Annotated in this window: 15 protein-coding genes; 14 read left to right on the top strand and 1 reads right to left on the bottom strand. The window is 34.4% G+C overall.

What is annotated here, in order from left to right; all coding sequences use genetic code 11:
- The first annotated feature begins 151 nt into the window (after window positions 1-151).
- Genes pseB through H4J70_RS15190 form a run of 14 tightly spaced genes read left to right on the top strand, consistent with a single transcriptional unit; the run spans window position 152 to window position 15743 of the window.
- A complete protein-coding gene (gene pseB, locus H4J70_RS15255) occupies window positions 152-1165 on the top strand; it encodes a UDP-N-acetylglucosamine 4,6-dehydratase (inverting) (RefSeq protein WP_182251380.1) in 1014 nt (337 codons plus the stop codon).
- A 23-nt stretch (window positions 1166-1188) separates the two neighbouring features.
- On the top strand, window positions 1189-2349 hold the full coding sequence (gene pseC, locus H4J70_RS15250; protein ID WP_182251379.1) for a UDP-4-amino-4,6-dideoxy-N-acetyl-beta-L-altrosamine transaminase: 1161 nt from the start codon (window positions 1189-1191) through the stop codon (window positions 2347-2349).
- A 4-nt stretch (window positions 2350-2353) separates the two neighbouring features.
- On the top strand, window positions 2354-3049 hold the full coding sequence (gene pseF, locus H4J70_RS15245) for a pseudaminic acid cytidylyltransferase (RefSeq protein WP_182251378.1): 696 nt from the start codon (window positions 2354-2356) through the stop codon (window positions 3047-3049).
- Window positions 3042-4154: a UDP-2,4-diacetamido-2,4,6-trideoxy-beta-L-altropyranose hydrolase gene (gene pseG / locus H4J70_RS15240; RefSeq protein ID WP_182251377.1), complete on the top strand. Its 1113-nt coding sequence runs from the start codon at window positions 3042-3044 to the stop codon at window positions 4152-4154. The genes pseF and pseG overlap by 8 nt, the downstream gene beginning before the upstream one ends.
- The gene (locus H4J70_RS15235) at window positions 4147-4806 is read left to right on the top strand and encodes a formyltransferase family protein (RefSeq protein ID WP_182251376.1); all 660 of its coding nucleotides are present in this window, start codon (window positions 4147-4149) and stop codon (window positions 4804-4806) included. The genes pseG and H4J70_RS15235 overlap by 8 nt, the downstream gene beginning before the upstream one ends.
- Window positions 4796-5860: a pseudaminic acid synthase gene (gene pseI, locus H4J70_RS15230; protein ID WP_182251375.1), complete on the top strand. Its 1065-nt coding sequence runs from the start codon at window positions 4796-4798 to the stop codon at window positions 5858-5860. Before H4J70_RS15235 ends, pseI begins: the two co-directional genes overlap by 11 nt.
- 12 nt (window positions 5861-5872) lie before the next feature.
- On the top strand, window positions 5873-7132 hold the full coding sequence (locus H4J70_RS15225) for a lipopolysaccharide biosynthesis protein (protein WP_182251374.1): 1260 nt from the start codon (window positions 5873-5875) through the stop codon (window positions 7130-7132).
- 49 nt (window positions 7133-7181) lie between these two features.
- Window positions 7182-8642: a hypothetical protein gene (locus tag H4J70_RS15220; RefSeq protein WP_182251373.1), complete on the top strand. Its 1461-nt coding sequence runs from the start codon at window positions 7182-7184 to the stop codon at window positions 8640-8642.
- Between the two features lie 14 nt (window positions 8643-8656).
- On the top strand, window positions 8657-9619 hold the full coding sequence (locus tag H4J70_RS15215) for an ATP-grasp fold amidoligase family protein (RefSeq protein WP_182251372.1): 963 nt from the start codon (window positions 8657-8659) through the stop codon (window positions 9617-9619).
- A 23-nt stretch (window positions 9620-9642) separates the two neighbouring features.
- Complete coding sequence (locus H4J70_RS15210) at window positions 9643-10764, top strand: hypothetical protein (RefSeq protein ID WP_182251371.1); 1122 nt, start codon at window positions 9643-9645, stop codon at window positions 10762-10764.
- A 1-nt stretch (window position 10765) separates the two neighbouring features.
- Window positions 10766-12697 carry an acyltransferase family protein gene (locus H4J70_RS15205; RefSeq protein WP_182251370.1) on the top strand — a complete coding sequence of 644 codons (1932 nt, stop codon included), beginning with the start codon at window positions 10766-10768 and terminating at the stop codon, window positions 12695-12697.
- A 58-nt stretch (window positions 12698-12755) separates the two neighbouring features.
- On the top strand, window positions 12756-13463 hold the full coding sequence (locus tag H4J70_RS15200; protein ID WP_182251369.1) for a WecB/TagA/CpsF family glycosyltransferase: 708 nt from the start codon (window positions 12756-12758) through the stop codon (window positions 13461-13463).
- 27 nt (window positions 13464-13490) lie between these two features.
- Entirely contained in the window at window positions 13491-14657 is a 1167-nt protein-coding gene (locus H4J70_RS15195; RefSeq protein WP_182251368.1) for a nucleotide sugar dehydrogenase, read from the top strand.
- A 51-nt stretch (window positions 14658-14708) separates the two neighbouring features.
- Complete coding sequence (locus H4J70_RS15190; RefSeq protein ID WP_182251367.1) at window positions 14709-15743, top strand: NAD-dependent epimerase/dehydratase family protein; 1035 nt, start codon at window positions 14709-14711, stop codon at window positions 15741-15743.
- A 184-nt stretch (window positions 15744-15927) separates the two neighbouring features.
- Here H4J70_RS15190 and H4J70_RS15185 read toward each other — a convergent pair whose 3' ends face one another.
- Window positions 15928-17250, bottom strand: coding sequence for a hypothetical protein (locus H4J70_RS15185; RefSeq protein ID WP_182251366.1), 1323 nt, complete (start codon window positions 17248-17250; stop codon window positions 15928-15930).
- Window positions 17251-17252: the final 2 nt, after the last annotated feature.

Below are 17252 nucleotides of genomic sequence, written 5' to 3'. Positions count from 1 at the left end.
GGTTACAAAGGGTTTAGACAGTTTTTAAACAAGCTGAAAAATGTCTCAATCAAAACGAAATTTGTCTCAGATAATGAAATTATCTGAGTGTATATGTTGAAAATACTCAACAAAACTAAATCTTAATTACTCGAAAAAGAATGGATATTGTATGTTAAATAACAAAGTAGTATTAATTACCGGCGGGACCGGTTCTTTTGGTAAAAAATTTATTGAAACCATTTTAGATCGTTATCCTGAAGTTAAAAAGATAATTATTTTTTCTCGAGATGAATTAAAGCAATCAATAATAAAGCAAAAATACCCTGAATATGATTTTCCTCAGCTTCGTTTTTTCATTGGTGATGTACGCGATAGATCACGGATCACTCAAGCTTGTGAAGGTGTAGATGTAATCATTCATGCTGCAGCCATTAAACAAGTAGATACAGCAGAGTATAACCCAACTGAATGTATCCGTACGAATGTAGATGGTGCTGAAAATGTTATTCATGCAGCATTAGCGTGTGGTGTTAAAGATGTTGTTGCTTTATCAACCGATAAAGCTTGTGCGCCTATTAATTTGTATGGTGCCACCAAATTAGTATCTGATAAATTATTTGCCGCAGCTAATAACATACGAGGCTCTAAAGATATTAAGTTTAGTGCAGTTCGATACGGTAATGTTATGGGTTCACGAGGTTCAGTTATTCCTTTCTTTATAGACAAGAAAAAAGAAGGTGTTCTACCTATCACGCATATGGAAATGACCCGCTTTAATATCTCATTGCAAGATGGTGTAAATATGGTGATGTATGCGATTGAACATCATTTAGGTGGAGAGATTTTTGTGCCTAAAATACCTTCTTATAAAATAACTGATATCGCAACAGCAATAGCACCTGAGTGTAAAACTCGTGATGTTGGGATCCGCCCAGGTGAGAAACTTCATGAAGAAATGATCACGGATACAGATTCTTTGAATACCATCGATCTTGGTAAGTATTATGCTATTTTACCTTCTGTGTCATTTACACATTCAGTTGATGATTTTATTACGCATCATAAAGCAGTAAAAGTACCGTTTGGCTTTAAGTATAACTCTGGTACCAATACTGAATGGGAAACAGTTGAATCACTTCGTGATTTAATTATTGAACATGTTGATCCAAACTTTACAGTATAAATTATTAGAGCGTAGATAAAAGTATGATCCCTTACGGAAAGCAAGAAATAACACAGCAAGACATAGACGCAGTAGTTGATGTGTTAAAATCTGATTTTTTAACACAAGGCCCACAAGTACCTTTATTTGAAGCATCAATAAAGGAAGCCGTGAATGCGGACTATGCTTTAGCGGTGAATTCTGCGACATCGGCATTACATATTGCCTGTTTAGCTCTTGGTGTTGGCGCAGGGGATGTTGTTTGGACTACTCCTATTACCTTTGTTGCCTCTGCTAATTGTGCTTTATATTGTGGTGCGGATATCGATTTTGTTGATATCAATAGTGATACATACAATCTGTGCGCCGATAAGCTTGAACAGAAGCTTATTCATGCTAAAGCTAATAATTTGCAATTACCTAAAGTTGTCATTCCCGTTCATTTATGTGGGCAACCTTGTGAAATGGATAGAATTCATAAACTTGGGAAAGAATATGGTTTTTCAATACTCGAAGATGCATCACACGCTATAGGTGGAAAATATAAAAATAAGCCAATAGGTAATTGTGACTATAGTGATATAACCATTTTTAGTTTTCATCCGGTTAAAATTGTAACAACTGCTGAAGGTGGTGTTGCGACTACCAATAACCCAGCGTTAGCACAAAAAATGGATTTGTTAAGAAGCCATGGTATTACCCGTGATACCGCGTTAATGACAGAGCAAAGCCATGGTGGTTGGTACTACGAGCAAATAGATCTAGGTTATAACTATCGCATGACAGAAATGCAAGCTGCGTTAGGTGTAAGCCAAATGTCACGTTTGCATGATTTTGTTGCAACGCGCAACGCGCTTGCTGCTAATTATGACCAATTACTTAAAAATCTGCCCTTAATTACACCTAAACAAGGTGATGATTCATATTCAGGTCGTCATTTATATGTTGTCCGCTTGAAGTTAAATGAAATTTCTTTATCACATAAAGAAGTTTTTGAACAATTACGAGAAAAAGGGTTAGGGGTTAATTTACATTATATTCCGGTTCATACACAGCCGTATTACAAAGAACTTGGTTTTGTAGCAGGTCAATTTAAAGAGTCAGAAAAATATTATACTGACGCAATAAGTATTCCTTTGTTTCATACCATGACTCAAGAACAACAAGATAAAGTTGTGTCAGTTTTAACTGACGTATTGGTTTAAATTAATGAAAATAGCGATTATACCGGCACGTGGTGGAAGTAAGCGTATACCGCGTAAAAATATTAAACTTTTTCACGGTAAGCCGTTAATAGCCTATTCTATTGAAGCTGCGTTGAAATCAAAGTGTTTTGATAGAGTGATAGTTTCAACAGATGATAATGAAATAGCTGAAGTTGCAAAAAAATATGGTGCTGAAATACCCTTTATGCGACCGAAGCATGTTTCAGATGACTTCGCTACGACGATGGATGTCATTAAGCACTCAATTAATGAACTTTCTTTGACTGATGATTGTCAGCTTTGTTGTTTATATGCGACAGCACCTTTCGTGCAAGTTCACGATCTTGTTGAGGCTTCTAATATGCTCTCATCAATTAATATCGATTACGTATTCAGTGCTACAGAATTTTCATTTCCCATCCAAAGAGCAATTAAAATAGATGAAAGTGGCTTTTGTGACATGTTTCACACTGAGCATGAAAATACTCGCTCCCAAGACTTAGAAAAAGCTTATCACGATGCAGGTCAATTTTATTTTGGGAAAGTCAGTGCATATCAACAAAATAAGCCTTTTTTCCATAGTTCAAAATCTAAACCTTTTTTACTTCCAACTTACCGTGTACAAGATATTGATACATTAGAAGACTGGAAGAGGGCAGAGCTATTATTTGAAGTGCTAATGCAGGAAAGTAATGTCTAATTGGTTTGTTATTCGGGCCGACGCGAATAAAGCAATAGGCATCGGGCATGTGATGCGTTGTCTAGCTTTAGCAGAATGGCTATATTCTCATAATGTAAGGCCATTGCTGTTAACCAAGTCCCCCAATAAACTTATTGAATCAAAAGTTAGCCTTTTAGAAGGTAAAATAATTTATTTACCTGAATCTTCATCATTACCTAGTGATATATATTTACATTCAAAGTGGCTCAATGGGTCAGAAAGTGACGATGCTAAATTGTGCATTGATGTGATTGAAAACGAGATACAAAGAAGTGGTAAATCACCATTATTCATAGTTGTTGATCATTATGCCCTTGCCGCGCCTTGGGAAAAGAAAATATCTGCATATGCGCCGATTTTAGTTGTAGATGATTTAAGTGATCGTCAGCATGAATGTAAGTGGTTAATTGATCAAACTTTTGGAAAAAAAGATGGTGATTATTTAAGCCTAGTGCCTGATAATACTAAGTTAATGATCGGACCACAATATGCTTTGATACGTAAAGAGTTTACTGAAGTAGCAAAACTATTTAAAAGAAATTTACCAAATACAGAAATTAGGGTACTGCTGACATTAGGTGGTGTTGATAAAAATAACGATACATCTAAAGCGCTACTATTTCTTGAATCGTGCAAAGATATTAGCGATAAAAAAATAGTGACAACAGTAGTAACAAGTCATTCCAACCCTAATTTAAATGACTTGCAAGCAACGGTTGGACGACTGAAAGACACTTTATTGCTTATTGATGTAAATAATATGGCTGAATTAATGGCAACTCATGATGTATGCATTGGTGCTGCAGGTTCTACTTCTTGGGAACGTTGCGTTATGTCCTTACCTACCCTCTCGATTGTTCTCGCGGAAAATCAAAAAACCATTGCAAAAAATTTAGCTGAAGTTGAAGTTGTTTTAGACTTAGGTTTGATGGCAGATATTACCCAAGAGAAATTTATGGAAACATTTTATTCATTACTTAATGATATGAATTTGTATAACTCATTAAGTATAAAATCCAAATCTTTATGTGATGGTTTGGGTTGTAATCGTATAGTGAACGAAATAGTTGGTCAAAATGCTTAAAGTTTCAATTATTGTTAGCAATATAGAACACCCTGTTTACCCGGTTATGAAGGAATGGGTTGATAATCATTCACATATAGATGCTGAAATAGTAAATAGTACGAAAGAGCTAAGAGATTCTGGTGAGTTTTTATTTTTAGTGTCTTGTACTGATATTATCAATCAAGAAATTCGGAGCCGATTTAGCCATTGCTTAGTGTTACACGCGAGTGACCTTCCAAGAGGTAGAGGCTGGAGTCCTCATATATGGGAAATTGTTAACGGGAGTAATGTGTTAACGTTAAGTCTACTTGAAGCTGAAGATAAAGTTGATTCGGGCCGTATTTGGCTAAAAACGGATGTTAACTTAGACGGAACAGAGCTTTTTGGTGAGATAAACAACAAGCTATTTACTGCAGAAGTAGAATTGATTCAGCGGGCAGTGAATGAACATGAAACAATAATACCATATGAGCAGAACTCAGATATATCTCCAAATTATTTTCCTAAGCGTGTTCCAGAAGATAGCCGGATAAACCTTAATGATTCCATTTTGGATCAGTTTAACTTACTTCGAGTATGTGATAGTGAACGCTTTCCAGCATTTTTTGAATTAAATGGGCAGCGTTACGCAATAAAATTAGAAAAGGTAGAATCAAGTAATGAAAAATGATAATAAATATATTGAAATAGCGGGCCAAAAAATAGGACCAGATTTTCCTCCCTATATTATTGCTGAATTATCAGCCAACCATAATGGCGATATTAATAGAGCATTCGAAATACTTGAAATGGCAAAAGAGTGTGGCGCTGATGCGATTAAATTACAAACATACACGCAAGATACACTAACCATAGATTGTGATAAACCTGACTTTAAAATTGAAGGCGGTTTGTGGGATGGTCGTACATTGTATGATTTATATACCGAGGCACATATGCCGTGGGAGTGGCATAAACCATTATTTGCCAAAGCTAAAGAGTTGGGTATAACTATCTTTAGCTCGCCCTTTGATACTACCGCTGTTGACTTACTAGAAAAACTTGGTGCCCCAGCATATAAAATAGCTTCGTTTGAAGCGATAGATTTACCTTTAATCGAGTATGTTGCTAAAACAGGTAAACCGATGATTATTTCAACTGGTATGGCCAATAAAGAAGAAATTCAAGAAGCTGTTACTACTGCAAAAAATGCAGGTTGTACAGAATTGGTAGTTCTGCATTGTGTGAGTGGCTATCCTGCTCCCGCGCAGGATTATAACTTAGCTACTATCCCCGATATGGCTGAGCGTTTTGATGTATTGACCGGATTGTCTGACCATACTATCGACAATACAACCGCAATAACTTCTGTTGTTTTAGGTGCATGTTTAATCGAAAAACACGTAACATTAGATAGAAATGGTGGTGGGCCTGATGACAGTTTTTCTCTCGAAAAACCTGAATTAGCCCAGCTTTGTAAAGATGCTAAAACAGCATGGCAAGCATTGGGTAAAGTCAACTATGCACGTAAAGATAGTGAAAAAGGAAATTTGGTTTTCAGACGCTCTTTGTATGTTGTAAAAGATATTAAAGCAGGTGAGGAGCTTACTCATGAAAATGTCCGAAGTATTCGACCTGGTTATGGATTACCACCTAAATTTATATGTTCTATTATAGGAAAGTCTACAACGGAAGACATTCTTAAAGGGACACCTCTGAGTACTGAACTTATTAATGATTTTTAGATTTTTTATTCTATGAACTCACAGCTTTTAGAAAGACTCACAAACTTAGCTTTAAGAGGGCTAAGCATGGGGAGTAAATTTGTCTTAGTTATATTTTTAGCTAAATACCTTTCTGTAGATGATATTGGCATTTACGGGTTAGTTATTGCCACAGTTAGTTTTGCAATCGTTTTAGTCGGTGGTGATTTTTATACTTATAGCCAAAGGGAATTATTAGGTTTAGATAACTCTAAGTGGCTTTGGGTCATTCAGCATCAAAGTGTTGCAGCTAGTGTTTTGTATTTATTTGCTTTACCTTTACAGGTTATTATTTTTTATAATGGCTGGTTACCTATGGTATTAATGCCCATATATTTTTTATTATTAGTTAGTGAACATATAGCCCAAGAAATTAACCGTTTATTAATTACAATGCAAAAGCAACTTATAGCAAGCTTTGTCCTTTTCTTTAGATTAGGGGCATGGTGTTGGGTTGTTATCGTTTTATTTTTGTGGGATGAATCATTTAGGAAGCTAGATGTTGTCTTATGGTCATGGCTTATGGGCAGTTTAATATCCATACTTATTGGTGGCTTTTTTGTTGTGCGTCAATTACCTAATTTAAACTTATCAAAAATTGATAAGTTATGGATTAAAAAGGGCTATGCAATAGCTTTTAAGTTTTTCTGTGCAACATTGTGCTATAGAGCAATTATGACAGCTGATAGGTATGTGATCGAATATGTCGGTGGCAAAGATATGTTAGCTGTTTATGTGGTGTACATAAGCATTGCAATGGCTATAAATAGCGTGCTTGTACCTACTGTTTTTTCTTTTATTTATCCTAAGCTCGTAGGAAACTATAAGAAAGGAAATATTTCTGAATATAAGAAAAACCTTAAAGAGCTTATTCGTTCTGTTTTTATAATAGGTGGAGGGGTTGCCTTATTGATAGGAGTATTTGCTCCTTTTGTATTCCAATGGACAGATAAATTAATATTACTAGAAAATACTCATATATTATGGCTTTTATTGATAATGTCATTTTTGTACTCAGTGAGTATGATCCCACATTATGTTTTATATGCAAAAGGGCAGGATAATCAAATATTATCTAGCCATGCGGGTGGTTTACTTACCTTTTGTGTTGGCTGCTTAATTAGTGTGAGCGTTGGAAATGTTAATTTTGTTTTATACTCTTTGATCAGCTCAATGTTATGCATTTGCGCTATTAAATCTTGGTTCGCCTTCAAACTCGATTTTATTGGAAGAAAAAAAGTTAAATATGTTTAAAAAAAACACAATATTCATTTGCTGTATAGCTGAACCTTGGATTAATGTTATGGAAGAGTTAAAGCCACATGGCATAACTCCAAGCTATGTTGTTCATTGGCGTGATGAAAAGGAGTTGTATTTAAACTCTACTATCGACAATTGTTTTTTTCAATCGGTCGAAGACGCATGGAGCGGCAAAGGCTTTCCTGATAACAATGCTCCAATCCCGTTAGATGAAGAACAGCTAAAGTCTATCGCTTGGTATGAGTCTCAAGCTTTGATTATGATGGGTAGGTTAGACCCCACAGAAGTCCGAATGACTACTGCTACTCGTCAATATTTCTTTAGGGATTTAGTGGGGCACTGGTTGTCCGTCATACAAGAAAAAGACATTCAACTTGTAGTTTCACCATCAATACCTCACCGTGTATTTGACTATGCTTTGTATATAGCCTGTAAAATTAAATCAATAGATTTCTTATCTTTTCAACTCACTCCTTTTGGCTCCAATAGCTTAATGATCCCTAATATTGAAGGAATGCCTGAAATACATGCTGATTACCAAGGTGAGTTAGAGAAGCCGAGCGAGGAAGTTTTAAACAGAGTAAATCAAATTTTAGCAGATTATAAAATTGCTATTCCTGACTATATGAAAGCTCACGCAAAAAATAATAAATCTTTTTTAAAGCCTATAAAAAAACTCTACAATTCTTTAAGTAGAAACCTGAGAGAAGGTAATGTTTATAAGTTTAAACAACCCAATACCTATTGGGCAAAATTTGGTTATATGCCATTTGAAAATAATATGGGCTGGTTGGAATATAGCAAAGTTAAGTTATGTCATGCTTTGAAGGTAAAACAGCTTGAAAAAGCATATAGTAAAATAGTGAGCACTCATTGGGATAAATCAGCGCCTTATATTTTTGTCGCATTACATTATCAGCCAGAGGAGACGTCTTGTCCAACGGGTGGGTCTTATGCTGATCAACTATTGATAATTCAACTCCTTAATGAAGTGCTTCCACTTAATATTAATATTATTGTTAAAGAGCACAAATCACAATTTTATCGTGATCAAGAGGGATCTGCAGGAAGAAGCAAGCTTTTTTATAATCGAATGTCAGCAATATCGCAACGTATCTATTTTGATAGCGTAGATAGTGATCCCTTTGCATTAATTGATGATGCAATAGCAACTGTTACGGTTAGTGGTACTATTGGTTGGGAAAGTGCAATTAGAGGAACACCTACGCTGAATTTTGGTCGAGCATGGTATGAAGGTATGCCAAGAGTCTTCAGGATTAGAAGCAAAAGTGACTTAGCAAATACTTTGCCAAAGTTGAATGATTTTAAAACGAAAGATCTTCATAATGAAATTTTACATTTTCATAAGTTATTAGAAGATAGATTTATAAACGCAACTCACTACAAGTCATTTGTCGGAAAAAATGATGTAAGCATTAAAGACTCAATTCAAACGTTGAAAAATGCTGTATTATCACATTCAAAAGGAAAGTTAACTCAGTAGTTAATGCTTAAATTATGATAGAAAGTACCCTAAGGTTTATTTTAAATAACGTTGTAGCACCGGTTGTGAATATTATTACTTATCCATTTATTGAACGTAAATGGAAGCAAGACTGTAAGAAACTTCCTTTAACCCAAGAGCATAAAGAACTTTATCTTATAATTCATCAACATACAGCTAGAAAACTCTTTAAGTTTCCTGATCTAGTTAATTGTCAAGATTTTAATGATAAAATTCAATGGTTGAAATTATTTGATCAAGATGAATTACAAATAAAATGCTCAGATAAGTTAAAAGTACGAGATTATGTAGAGGAAAAGGCTGGGACTAAATATTTGGTACCGATGTTTCAAGCTGTAAAGTCTTTTGATGAAATAAACTTTGATGAATTGCCAGAGTCATTTGTTATGAAAACTAACCACGATTCTGGAACCGTAGTGTTAGTTAAAAATAAAGCAAATTTGGATAAGAAAAAGGCTAAAATGGAGTTAGAAGCTTCTTTGAATAGAAAGTTTGGTCGGAGTGTAGGTGAGTGGGCATATAGTTTTATCCCTCCAAGAATAATTATAGAGCACTACATAGAGCCAAATAACTCAGCTCCACCTGCGGATTACAAGTTTTATTGTGTTAATGGTGAGGTTAAGTTCTGCCATTATATTTATGACAGAGGAAATAATTCAAAAGAGCAATTGTTGTCAGAAAATGGTGATGACTTAAAAACTCCGTTACATGAGAAGTTTGAATTAGGAACTGACTTTGTAATACCACCTAATTGGAATGAAATGTTAGAAGTTGCCAAAAAAGTCTCAGCTGAATTTAAGTGTGTAAGAGTTGATATTTTCTCTAGCCAGGGAAGTATTTTTGTTGGCGAAATGACATTTTGGCCAATGGCAGGTACATATAGAGGAGAAGGCCAAAAGTTTTTTGGAACATACTTAGATTTCGATAGAAGTACTTATAAAAAATCAGTGTTGTAAATCTTTGTTAATCAGGTGTTTAAGTGTATTTTAAAGTTTTATTTTTTTGTTTTTTTATCCTTGGTATTCTTGGGTTTTCTAATTATGGAAGAGCGCATGTTATTAATGTTTCTACAGCATTTGATATATTGTTAGTTTTATCTGTTTTTATTTATAAGCCAAAGTTTGCTGATAAGACATCTTTGCTGCTGTTTCTTGTGTTTTTGTCATATTTTATTATTTCATTTGCAATTGCTACCATGTTGCAGGGCAGCCATTTGCTAGACTTTTTGCTTGCCTATAAAGCCATTTTTTACTTCACCTTATTATTTTACTTTGAAAGAAAAAAAATAGGAGGGAAAAAAAGATTTTACCAACTGTATAAGTGGTTGGTTATATTTTTCCTTATTAAATATGTATCATCAGTATTGCTAAGTTTGAATGATCGTCCTTTGCTTTTTAGAGAAAACAACTTTGAATTAATGTTTTTAGCTTTGTTATTTTATTTAAGGTGCATTCTGTTTGATAAAGTAAAAGGGTGGGATGTTTTAGCTATAATTGTTATTTTCTTAATTTCAGGATCTAAATCAGCAATCCCCATACTGTTTTTGGTTTTAGCTAGTGTCTATTTAAAAGGACTCACGTGGAAGAAAATACTCTCTTTTTCTATCATTGGTATAGTATTTATTGGTGTTTTTGCCTCATTATTATTATCAAAATATGGTTTAACAGGGCTTGGAGGGATTGATAGGATTGCTTTCTTTCGTGTTTTTTACCTAGAAATGATCAATAGTACAACTTTAGAAATATTATTTGGTCATATACGCATTTCTGCTTTATTAGAATCATCTTGCAAAGCGTTATATTTTTACCCAGGCTTGTTCAGCTTTAAAAATGATGGAAGTTGCTATTCTCTAATATTCCACTCATTTATACTCAGATCTGTTTTTGATCATGGGGTCGTCGGTACTTTATTGATCTTTTATTTTTGTTACTTTCTTTTATCTAGAGCAGGGTACTCTAAGCGTGTTGCTTATACATTTCTTGGTGTTATGTTTTTAAATTCATTATCGGTTTCAGGTTTCAATAGTGTGTTCTTCGCTCTTAGTATGCTGATGTATATTGGATTTTCTCCAAATAAAATAATAAATAATCGAGATATTTAAGATGAGTTTAAAATATAGACCAGATATTGACGGATTAAGAGCTATTGCAGTATTACTTGTTATTTTTTACCACGCAGGTTTCAAAGTTATAAGTGGTGGGTTTGTAGGTGTCGATGTTTTTTTTGTTATATCTGGTTTTTTAATTACGTCAATAATTAATAAAGATATTCAAAAAAATGAATTTAAATTGTTTAATTTCTATGTAAAAAGAATTAAGCGAATTCTACCCTCATTTTATGTCGTTATTTTCACTACATTATTGATAGGTTTTTTTCTTCTGTTGCCAAATGACTTTATTGCATTAGGTAAAAGTTTTTTAGCGTCGAGTATGTTTTTTGCCAATATGTTTTTCTGGAAAGTAACTGGTGGTTATTTTAATTCCAGTACTGGTGAGATGCCTCTCTTACACATTTGGTCTTTGTCTTTAGAAGAGCAATTCTATTTTATTTGGCCCTTTTTTTTGCTATTCATTTTAAAATCAAGAGCGAATAAGTCCATTATCCCTCTGACTCTAGTGGCTGTAATATGTCTTTTTATATTTTCAGAATGGGCCGCTATTCATAAACCCAATGCAGCATATTATTTCTTATTGACTAGAGCCGGAGAGTTATTGATTGGAGCTTTACTTGCACTTACTCTTGCTTCAGGTTTTAGGTTAAAACCTTCTTTAGCAAAGTACCTTTCTATTTTCGGTGGTGTTTTAATCTTAGTTCCTGCTTTTAGCTTGTCAAAAACATCTGTTTTTCCGGGATTAAACTCTTTATGGCCATGTTTAGGTGCTGCACTTATCATATTATCTGGAAGTGCTTCTACGACACTTGTTAGCAAAGTTTTATCATCGAAACTTTTGGTATTTATAGGACTAATTTCCTATCCAATGTATTTATGGCATTGGCCAATAATCGCTTATATTAATTACCTTAATTACGATCTTGATTATGTTTTAGGTGGAGGGGTCATTTTATTGACCACTGTTTTGGCTATATTGACCTGGCATTTTGTAGAAAAGAGACTTCGAAGAGTGCAACTGTCAGATGTTTCAGCGTTTATTCATATCTTTGCAATTCCGTCGTTAATTGTTTTTTCTCTTAGCATATTGATAATTGTAAATGATGGTTTTGATAAAAGGCTAATAGGTAATATCAAATACTTAAAGGTTAAGCAAATATTAGAAATGCCAACGGTTTCCAAAGGTTGGTGTTATCAGACTGATTCTGTAATGAATCATAAAGAGTCTCTCGCTTGTTCTCTAGGTATTGAAGACGGAGACATTAATGCCATTTTTATTGGTGATTCACATGCCGGTCATTATCAATATTTAGTTAACCATATTGGAAATAAAAAGGGTCTTAAAATAGCAACTTTTATCACCTCTAATTGTTTCCCGAGTTTATATACTACTAGTAGTGAAAATTTGGGAGGAAATCCTGCACTATGTAAAGCTTTTCGGACTGAAGTTAAAAGAATAGTTGATAATAATAAGGTTCAATTTGTGTTTTTAGCAGCCAGGTGGGATGCTAATACAGAGTGGCTTCATGAAACTAAAGAAGCATTAGACACATTTTCTAAACGGGCGCATAAAATTATAATATTTCCTCAAATTCCTAGTTACATTAATAATGTACCTCAGGAATACCTAAGGTCTACTGCAATAAATTGGTTTAATAAAAAGTTTGTAAATAAACTTGATAATTCATATGTTTTAGCTAATAAAAAAGTCAAAAATATTGCTGGAAGATATGAAAATGTATTTTATTTAGATTTACAGGTATTCACAGGAAATAATCAAGAGCTACCATTATTTACTGATGAGGGACTACCTTATTATTTTGATAGTCATCATTTAAATATGACCGGTTCAAAGATGTTAACAAAGAAGTTTATGGATAGCCCTATCGGTAACATGTTAATAAAAGTGGCAATAAAAAATTAAAATAATCGCGATAGCATGCTGTTGAGATGAGTATTAAATTAAATAGAGATAATGACTAATGTTTACTTTTATAAAAGAAAAAATTGTTAATGTTGAAGAGATGCTTATAAATAATGAGAAGGGCAGTGTTATTTACTTAAACCCATCTACTTATAACTACTTTAGAAAGAATATGGATTTAATTGAGAATGTAGATGGAGTTAGGTTTGACGGCATATTTATGTCTTCATTCTTGAAGTTGTTTGGCATTAATGTGCCCAAACGCCAGAGCTTTGATATGACTTCGTTAGCACCTCAAGTGTTTGAAAAGGCAGAGAAAGAAGGGCTGACTTTGTTTTTTTGCGGTGGGGCTGATGAAGATGTGAATAAGTTCTGTCAAATAATACAGAGTAAATATAAAAACTTACAAATAGCTGGGAAACGTAATGGTTATTTTTCTGATGACGATTTTTCTAAAGTCAAAGATGAAATTATAAAAGATAAGCCTGATATCGTTATTTTAGGATTGGGAGGGCGTAAACAAGAAGTTGTAGCCTCAAAGTTAACACCTTTTATAAACGGTTATATTTTTACATGTGGTGCCTTTATTTCTCAAACAACAAAAAGAATTGATTTTTATCCGAAGTATATAAATCGACTGAATTTGAGGTGGGCATACAGGTTTATTGTTGAACCTAGAACAATTAAAAGAGTGCTAATTAGTTACCCGTCTTTTGTTGTTTATTTGTTTATAGATTTTATTAATTATAAAAATAGAAATCAATAGAAATCAATAGGAATTAATAGGAATAATATGAACATCACTATTGCAGGAACAGGTTACGTAGGCTTATCAAATTCTATGTTATTAGCACAACACAACAAAGTTATTGCAGTTGATATAATCAAAGAAAAAGTGGACTTGTTAAAAAATAAGAAATCGCCAATTTCTGATGTTGAAATTGAAGATTTCTTACAAAATAAAACGTTGGATTTTACGGCAACCCTCGATAAAGAATTTGCCTATAAAAATGCAGACTATGTGATTATTGCCACGCCAACTGATTACGATACTGTAACCAATACTTTCAACACAAAAAGTGTTGAAGCGGTTATCAAAGATGTAATGGTAATTAACCCATCAGCAGTTATGGTAATTAAGTCCACTGTACCTGTTGGCTATACGGCTCGAATTAAAGAAGAGTTGGGTTGTGAAAATATAATGTTTTCACCTGAATTTTTACGAGAAGGCCGTGCGCTTTTTGATAACTTACATCCTTCACGTATTATTGTTGGTGAAAAGTCAGAGCGAGCAACTATATTTGCTAATTTATTAGTACAAGGGGCGATAAAACAAAATATTGATATTTTGTTTACCGACTCTACCGAAGCAGAGGCCGTTAAGCTTTTTTCGAATACTTACCTTGCGATGCGCGTTTCTTATTTTAATGAATTAGATTCTTATGCTGAAACTCATGGTTTAAATGCTAAGGAAATTATTGAAGGGGTAGGATTAGACCCTCGTATTGGTAGTCATTATAACAACCCTTCTTTTGGTTACGGCGGTTATTGCTTACCTAAAGATACCAAGCAGTTATTAGCTAATTATCAAGATGTGCCTAATAATCTGATCAGTGCTATTGTTGATTCCAATACTACGCGAAAAGATTTTATTGCTGATTCTATTATTAATAAAAAACCGAAAGTGGTTGGTGTCTATCGTTTGATCATGAAAAGTGGTTCAGACAACTTCAGATCTTCATCTATTCAAGGGATTATGAAACGCATCAAAGCCAAAGGTATTGAAGTGGTTATCTATGAACCCGTGTTAGAAGAGGCTGAGTTTTTTCATTCTAAAGTATATAACGATCTTGAAGCGTTTAAAGCTATTTCAGATGTTATTGTATCCAATCGCATGGATGATGAATTAGTTGACGTTGCCGATAAAGTTTATACCCGTGATCTTTTTGGCAGTGACTAGTTAGTGGCGATTTGTTATCAAATTTTATATGTAAAAGATTAAGAGTGCTTTATGAAATATTTAGTGACCGGTGCAGCCGGATTTATAGGTTTTCACCTAACAAAACGATTGTGCGCGCAAGGGCATGATGTTGTTGGTATTGATAATTTAAATGATTATTACGATGTTAACCTTAAGCTCGCCCGTTTAGCGGAATTAGATAAGTTTACTGTTAAAAATACCACAAATGATAATGGTGTTTTTAGATTTATAAAGTTAGATCTTACCGAACGTGAAGGGATAGCGACATTATTTACCGATGAAAAGTTTGATCGTGTTGTTCACTTAGCGGCACAGGCGGGTGTTAGGTATTCAATCGAGAATCCTATGGCTTATGCTGACTCAAATTTAATTGGTCACTTAACCATTCTTGAAGGTTGTAGAAACAATAATATTAAACATTTGATCTATGCTTCTTCTAGTTCAGTTTATGGTTTGAACAATAAAACGCCATTTTCGACGAGCGACTCAGTTGACCACCCAGTATCGCTTTATGCAGCAACCAAAAAATCTAATGAATTGATGGCTCATAGTTATTCGCATCTGTATGACGTGCCAACTACGGGGTTAAGATTTTTCACCGTTTATGGTTCATGGGGACGACCTGATATGGCGCCCTATATTTTCACTAAGAAAATTTTAGATGGCGATATTATTGATATTAACAATAATGGTGATATGTGGCGTGACTTTACCCATGTAGACGATATTGTTGAAGGTATTGTGCGCATCGCTGATGTTGTTCCAGTGCGTGATCCTACTTGGAAAGTAGAAAGTGGTTCTGCTGCTTCTAGTTCTGCACCGTATGCTATTTATAACATAGGCCATGGCTCACCTATTAATTTGATGGGCTTTGTTAAGGCCATTGAAGATGAACTGGGCATTGAAGCTACGAAAAACTTTCGTGAAATGCAAGCGGGTGATGTTTATCAAACCTATGCAGAAGTTGATGACTTATTTGACGCTGCAGGTTACAAATCACAAGTGTCTGTCGCCAAAGGTGTTGCTGAATTCGTTAAGTGGTATCGAGCATTTTACAATAAGTAGAAAATAGATTTTTAGAATATTATTTTCATGAAGAAACGATGTCATTTGGTGTTGAGTTGACTGATGATTTTCGAGCTCATTCGACTGAATTGATCGGCTAGTGTAACTTTACCGTCATGCTGAATTTATTTCAGTATCAGGTTTTTGTGCTTTTATTAGCTTCATTAAGTCCTATTATCTATCACTACTTCTTTATCGCAATCAACTTATAGAATTTTTTATGTTGTATACCTTCCTGTTTGATGAGCAAGTGGCCTATATCGTCAACAGCCCACTGGCAAGAAATATCCGTTGAGGTAAATGCTGACACTGCGTTATCAAAAGCGGCGAGATTATAACTGTAAGTTTGTGAAGTCTTGAACGGTGATGGGCTTATTAGCACAACTTCTGATTCTGGTGTACTGGCATTATTAAAGCTGCAGTTATATCGAGTAGTCACTTTAAAAGGAAGTATTTGAGTTGATGGTTTATGTGTAGATTCAAATACTATCATGCTGTGTTTTTTATCGTCACTGATAAATTGAGTGAGCATTTGCTTCACATTTTCAATTTTACAATCTGCGTGATGGTTGGCGATGTTAAGCTGCGACACGATTGCAGAAATTTCTTTTTTTTGTGAAATCGTGTTGACTCTTAACAAAGCACTATCAATTTTAAAAAGTAGTTGGTTGTGGTCTCGCGCAATTGTTATCTGGTGTGCATCACCGCACAGTTTTAGTAGCGTTGAAGCGGTTTTAATACCAAGAGAGACAAGAAACTCTTCATCAACTCCCCCTTGTGATAAAGGTAACACTTCAACGCCTAAACAAACGCTACTTAGAGCGTAGAGGCCAAGGTTGTTTTTTTGAGTCACGTGAAGATAAAATTCATGCGTACCTAATATTGTTTGTCCATTGGCTTGGTAGTTGTGTTTGGCTACAGTGAGTGTGTTATTAAATGCAGCCGTAAAATTGTTCACATCGATGTTTCTTAATGTGATTTTTTCTGAAAAGTTAAAGTCGTATAATGCTAGGTTGTTATCATCTACATCAATATAGTGAAGACTATGCTTAGGAAAAACAATCGAGTTTTTTTGCCTTTTTTCTTCATTTAGCCGGTCAGAAATAATATTGGCTTGGTCGGTGGTTTCTTTTTGCTTGATAGAAAAACTCATCCGTTTTTCATCGGCCATGATGTTGATAACAATTAAGGCGTTGCTTTGTTGTGTCGCCATTAATTCACACTGTTTAATAAAACCAATAAATTTACTCGCGTCAACGAACAACTGTTTATTATCTGAGGAGGCTGGATTAATGCAGTTAATATGTAAGTCTACGGAGCCTTGAATGCCTGTTGATGAAAGGGTGCTTGTGGTAAGCCTTAATACTTTATTTTCGCAATCAATGGTTAATAGTATAAAGCCACTATTGATTTGATCAGCCTGACGATTTTCAGCCGTGTTTGGCACGGCAATCGTTGAGAATTTTTGAAGCTGAGTAGGTAAGTTTGAAGGTAAGGTTATGAGCATTG

Origin of the sequence: Colwellia sp. BRX8-9 (assembly GCF_014077245.1) — a bacterium.
GTDB lineage: Bacteria > Pseudomonadota > Gammaproteobacteria > Enterobacterales > Alteromonadaceae > Colwellia_A.
Note: the sequence above shows the minus strand (reverse complement) of the source record. Positions and strands in the feature narration are given on the sequence as shown.